Origin of the sequence: Nostoc sp. 'Peltigera membranacea cyanobiont' 232, assembly GCF_002245985.1 — a bacterium.
In the GTDB taxonomy this organism is placed as follows: Bacteria; Cyanobacteriota; Cyanobacteriia; order Cyanobacteriales; family Nostocaceae; genus Nostoc.
On record NZ_NOLK01000268.1, the window covers coordinates 1 to 5875 of the forward strand.

Annotated in this window: 6 protein-coding genes; 3 read left to right on the top strand and 3 right to left on the bottom strand. The window is 42.2% G+C overall.

What is annotated here, in order from left to right; translation table 11 throughout:
• Window positions 1-46: 46 nt before the first annotated feature.
• The 3 genes from CDG79_RS38500 (at window position 47) to CDG79_RS38510 (ending at window position 2845) form a co-directional block, all read left to right on the top strand.
• Window positions 47-1624: a hypothetical protein gene (locus CDG79_RS38500; RefSeq protein WP_094346771.1), complete on the top strand. Its 1578-nt coding sequence runs from the start codon at window positions 47-49 to the stop codon at window positions 1622-1624.
• A gap of 106 nt (window positions 1625-1730) precedes the next feature.
• Window positions 1731-2414, top strand: a complete 684-nt coding sequence (locus CDG79_RS38505) for a hypothetical protein (protein ID WP_223278605.1) — start codon at window positions 1731-1733, stop codon at window positions 2412-2414.
• 104 nt (window positions 2415-2518) lie between these two features.
• The gene (locus tag CDG79_RS38510; protein WP_094346769.1) at window positions 2519-2845 is read left to right on the top strand and encodes a dynamin family protein; all 327 of its coding nucleotides are present in this window, start codon (window positions 2519-2521) and stop codon (window positions 2843-2845) included.
• A 103-nt stretch (window positions 2846-2948) separates the two neighbouring features.
• Here the strand turns inward: CDG79_RS38510 and CDG79_RS41805 are convergent, their stop codons facing one another.
• The 3 genes from CDG79_RS41805 to CDG79_RS38525 form a co-directional block, all read right to left on the bottom strand.
• Window positions 2949-4124 carry an ISH3 family transposase gene (locus CDG79_RS41805; protein WP_143855718.1) on the bottom strand — a complete coding sequence of 392 codons (1176 nt, stop codon included), beginning with the start codon at window positions 4122-4124 and terminating at the stop codon, window positions 2949-2951.
• A 115-nt stretch (window positions 4125-4239) separates the two neighbouring features.
• Window positions 4240-4590 carry a plasmid pRiA4b ORF-3 family protein gene (locus CDG79_RS38520; RefSeq protein WP_094346770.1) on the bottom strand — a complete coding sequence of 117 codons (351 nt, stop codon included), beginning with the start codon at window positions 4588-4590 and terminating at the stop codon, window positions 4240-4242.
• 389 nt (window positions 4591-4979) lie between these two features.
• The coding region (locus tag CDG79_RS38525; protein WP_143855719.1) for a PatA/PatG family cyanobactin maturation protease at window positions 4980-5875 on the bottom strand (896 nt) is incomplete at its 5' end.

Consider the following 5875-nt stretch of genomic DNA (forward strand, 5'->3'; position numbering starts at 1 on the left):
ATTAACCAGTATTTCCCGTGTGTATACAGCACATACAGGTAAAATCATGCTGACACTAAACCGTTCCGAAACAACATCAGCACTCGATTACAACATTCTCAATACCAGCATCCAAGATACCTTTGCTGCCATAGACCGCTTCGAGTGGCAGGCAATAGAAGAACTGCGGGTGATGCGAAATAACGGCTATTACTCTGATGCTGGTTATGCCAGTTTTGAAGATTATTGCGAAAAAGAACTAACCAAGCACGGTGGGTATCGTCGGGTTAAGGATTTGCTGTCTGCGAAGAAAGTAGTTGATACTCTGCCAGAGGAACTCAGGGAAAAGATTACTAAACCCTCTCAAACTCGCCCCTTACTCCGGCTGGCTAAAACTCCTGATAAGTTACACGAAGCTGTTGCGATCGCAGCAAAAGAAAAACCTTTCCCCACTGCCGCCGATTTCGCCAAAGCAGTCCAGCAGGTTGCACCAACGGTTAAACGCGCCGCAAAAACCGAAAACCCCAAAACGCAATTGTGTAATTCTGTGACTGTTTCATCATCAGAACATCCCCGTTATGGGGAGTCGGGAGTGATTGAGGCAGACGCACCGAATCACTGGCAGCAGATTGTCACTTTTGCTGATGGTGAGAGGTTGTTGATCAACAATGCTGATTTGGATGCCCCAAGCGTTCCATTCCCCAAAGAGCGAAATTATCCACCAGAATACACGGAAGCGATCGCAGCACTCAAGGAACAACACCAGCAGGAGCTAGAACGTCTAGAGCAGGAATTGAGAATTGGTTTGCAAGCAGAAGTATCGGCCAAAGCAGAAGAACAAGTAATTGAGCAAATCTCATCCTTGCAAAATCTGTATAAGCAACAGAAAGAGCAAAATATCCAGTTGCAGCAGCGATTGGATGAAATGGAGGGGTTGAAAAAGTTAGAGATTGAGAATCATCAACTCCAACAACGTATCCAAGAATTAGAAAACGCTGTTGAACAACGCCCCTCTCAACAGTGGGGGAATACCATGACCCAGCAGGCAACCAAAGCGTTAAATAAGCAGGTAAAGCAAGCACTGGAGAAGACAATTGATCTGCGATCGCTAGCTGTTGAACCCCCCAAGGAAAATGCCCAGGAATGCTTACGGTTGATGGGGATGGCTTTGAAGAATCTCGCCAGTGCCATGAACAACACCCAAGCGCTTGAAGCGGCGGCCATAATTCTGGGAAGTGAACCTACACCATCTGCGATCGCATATCGAGCCGAACAACTGGAAATGCTACCCCAAGCGATCAGTGATATTAGACGGGTACTGTCAAAACCTGGGTGTACGTGGCAGGACTATTGGGCAGTAGCGCAAGAGTATGAGGTAATCAAACAAGACTACTGGGCAGAATTGACTACCCAAGAGACTGATTTAATTACCGCACTCCAGAAGTCATCTACTGAACCGGACATCATTGGCGTTGGTTCTACTGTTGCCCACGCTGACCCCTACCGTACTTTGTATGTGGAGAGGGGTGAAGTTGTAAAGGATTTGGGCGAGGAACTGGTGGTTGCCTGGGATCACTGGAAGGAGCAATCGAAAAAAAATGATAGGTATTTCCGAGATGAATTGCGATTCTGGCAGCCTCAATAGGCTTTCAGTGTACTGACGACTTTTTAGATAGCCAAATACAAGTAGCAAGCCCCGCAATGACAGTGGGGGAAATTTCCGTGCATCAATATAAACAGGAGATTGTAGAATGACTGCAACTATTACTCGTCCCAAACCCAAAAAGGCTGCTGCTAGCAAGAAGGAATCCCCGTATAAAAGACTTCATGTGATTATTCCCATACAAGATATGTTGTGGGCATCGCAGCAAAAACCATCAGTTACACAATTGTGGCAGGAGTGTTGGACAGCTGATCCTTATGGTTCTCGGTGGATGTCTTTGACCTCAGCTTTAGGATACAGTACTTTTATCTCTGCAAAGAAAATTCTAGCTGAAAGCGGGTTGTTCATTTTCAAGCCGGACAAGTCAATTCAAGACGGCCGGGAAACGGCTAGCTGGATGGTGAAGAATTTGCATGGTAGCCGAATGAAGGAATTTTGGGAGAAAGCCAGTGCTGAAAAACGAGAATCAAATGCTGGGGATTTAGAGATAGATGTTGGGTCTGAAAAAATAGGTGCTTTAAATCAAGCATCTATTTTAGGTAAAGACCAGTCAGAGCAAGGGTTCCAGGAAACCTCACGAACTGGTCAGAAACTCCTCACAAACTCTTCAAAAGAGATTGTGAGGAGTGTCTCTGACACGCTAAATGAGATTTTGGACTGTGAGGAGACGGCTCATGCGCCCTTGGGGGGCGCTTCGCCTCAGACTGTTGAAAGCGTGTCAGAGAATTTGGAGCAAAGAATTATGTGGGTTGGGGAGAAATTGTTTAGTTGAAATAGATAAGTAATAGACTAAGCCGTATTGTTACTGAGGTTCTTATGTTTCTACTAAGGCAGACTTGGCATAAGTGTACTTTACTAGATGCGGAGTAAGAATAGATGATTTCTGAGGTACTGAAGCCGAATATACAGGACTTGCAGAAAGATGTTATTGATCTCCTAGAGCAAGTCAGTTCACTGATGAATCACGCTAGTACAGCACTTGTTTCTGATAGTGCTGGCAAAAAATACGCAGAATTTGAGCAACAAGTCAATCAGGAAATAGATAAGGTCAGAAATCTTGAGTTGAGAATGGCTATTGTTGCACCAATGAAAGCTGGCAAATCTACTATTACTAACGCCATTATCGGACAAGAGATTTTGCCAAGTCGTAACGCTGCGATGACCAGTAAACCAAAAAGTTTTTCTCTAAAGAGCGATCGCTAAAATACTTGCATTTTTTAATACATTTTGATACACAATTCTCTAACCAACAGACATAGTATAGATTATGATTACTTATGATTAGTTGGTAGAGAAATTATCATTACTAACCTGATGGAAGATAGATGCTTTCAACTACTTGATATTTACGCTGTAGGGCTTGAGATAAAAAGGCTAACATCTGTTTAAGGGTAAAAAGTGTGCGATAAATTAATCGACTACCTTTCCTTTTACGACTGATTCTGAGCCAAAGAAGATTTACCCAAATATTAACTAAAAAAAAAGATATACCCACGAATAGTAATCTCAAAACTGGATTTTTATTATTCGTTTTAATTCGACAAATATTTTTCAGACGGTAGCTAGTTTCAATTCCAAATCGTTTCCGATAATCTTGATAGATATAATCTAAATTTGTTGTGATTTTGTAAGTCACGTAAGCAAAGTATTGAACCCCATGTTTTTTACGCTTACCTTTTCCATATTTGCAGACAATCCATAAGTCAAATGTGACGGAATCATCTTCATCTCTTGTAATTGTATAGGTAGTTTTATAACTTTTTTTACCCTTGAGAAATTGCTTGATTCCTCCTTTCTTTCCTGTCTTGACAGCAGGCATCATAAATGGAATATCTAATGCCTGCAACCATCTAATTACAGGAGTATTAAAAAATCCTCTATCCAAATAGAGTTTTTTTACATTTATTTTAAGGGATTCAAGTTCTGCCAATAAATAAGTAATGAGTGCTACACTGGTATCTAGTTTACGAACCCCTCTCACTGCAAGAGTTACACGCTTATTCTTGGTAATAACATATAAAGTTGCATAAGCGTAAAATGAATGAGTACCAGATTTAGCTTGACTTCGATATATGTAAGGTAATTCCTCTAATGTTGGCTTACCATAATAGCAAATTAGATTTAAATCAATCGCTATTTTTAAACAACCATTTTTTAATCCTAAAGGGATTCGGCTTTTCAGTGATTGATTTATTTGCGCCTCTAATTCTTCAAAATTATTGATTTTATTGAGATGATATCTAATATCATTGGCTGTAGGAACATTCTTTAATAGTTTAGCTGTGTTCTCAATACTATCTCCACTGCTAGCTGCTTTTATGAGAATCTCGAATAAAGTTTGTTGGTCACATATTCCTTGAGTTTCAATCGAAAAATTTTCTACTAAACACTCAATAACTTCATTAAGGGTTTTTGAGTCTGTTAAAATCGGTTCTTCTGTAGACTCGCTCCTCTTGGCAATTCGATGAGATGAAACAGTCAATTTCCTCAGCCAATATACGACACATTACTTTGATCATTTCATATTTTGAACTACTGCGAAACATGATAATTATTTCTTATGTAATTAGTATTGGATAATACTTGCTTCTCTGTACTCATTTGTTGGTGATATCTGCTGTATCCATAGTGGTTCGCCCTTTTGGCAAAACTTTTTGGTTTACTGATAAAAAACGTTCTCGCATTCTCCAGCCAAAATCTGATAATTTGATTTCTTTAGGGTCATCAGAAAACCACATCCCCCCAATTTGAGCAATCCCGTAATGCTTACCGTGGATGAAGAAGCAATGTAGATGGGAATCAGTCCATCCCATTACTATCTGGATGATGTAGTGCAAATCGGCGATCGTGCTGTCGCTGCGGATTTTTATCCTACGCCAAATCATGGGACTAATGCCCAGGATAAAAATATGAAGCTGGTAGATGACAAGTTGCTCAGGATCTGACATTGGGTCATCTTATCGCATTGCCAGTCCCATCTCCCCCGAAAAAAATCGCTCTCCTGTCACTCTCGGAAAACAATAATCTTAGCCAAGCTCTGAGGTTTTGATTTCATCAACATTTGAAGCTTTATTTCCTGTTAGAAACTAAAATTTATAGCCAAAAGCTGAAAACTAAAGCTCCGTAACCATTTGGGCTATTGCATTCTCCCAAAGTGACAAAACAGGGGTATGCAGAAACTCAAAGTTGCGGCGAATTTGGGGCAGAATCCGGGGTTTTATTTCTTGAACGAGTGCTGGGATTATGATTCGACACTTGCGATCATTAGAACTTACGCATTGACAAATGAATCAAATAGTGAAACTAAAGGAATAAGGAAAAAACAGGTGATCGCTAATCACCGTGGCACTGACCACGATCGCACTTTGCCCAAAGTGACCGGCATAAGATTGGCAACATCGATCGTAAATCGATATACTTTCTTAGCGCGACGGCTATTTTCTGAGTCAAAAAACTTCAGCTTCACATCCCAGCAATTACTATTCAAGCGACAGAAGGGACTTTTTTCGATCTCAATGCTGTCTAATCCCATGCCGCTATTAATGGCTTCAGCAAAGGTAGAGGCGGCTTGAAAGGCGTTAGTGGCAGCAAAATTGAGGGCGCGATCGCGTTCGAGTTGTCCTAAATTACGGAGGTCGTAGTAGATGCGATGTAGGAAACTCTTGAGGGAACGCCGCATTCTTGCATTGTCAGGTTCGTTGGCTTCAGGACTAACGGTAGCAACTGCTGCTTCTACAAGGGCGTTAACTTGCCAACCGTACATCCCTCTAATATTTGGCAGTGCTAGAACAGGAACAACCTGCCCGGAAAATAGTTCGACGGTGCGATCGCTCAGACTACCGGGAATGCTGACTCGCTCGATATAATCATCACTCTCTTCGGGCTGAATCTGTCCAGACAGCAGCATCCCAAAGACGGCATAGATTTCGCTGGCAAAAGCCTTTTGGGGTTCTAGGGCGTAAATGGGTGTGAGTTCCTGATTCAACGTCCAGATCAGAGATTTGCTTTCAGCAGGGTTTAGCTCTAGATGATTAACCATCTGGCGAGCATCGTAGGGATTAGCGGGAATTAATACCCCATTCATGCTGACTGCGGGCATCCGTTGCTTAAAGGTGTCGCGGCGGGCTTCTGAGCCGAAATCATAGCCAAGGGTGCCGAGGGCGTAGACTTTGGTGGAGATGGCGCTGGGCGTGATGCTGGAGGGGGTAAGGGAAGCGGGAGAGGGGGGGACGG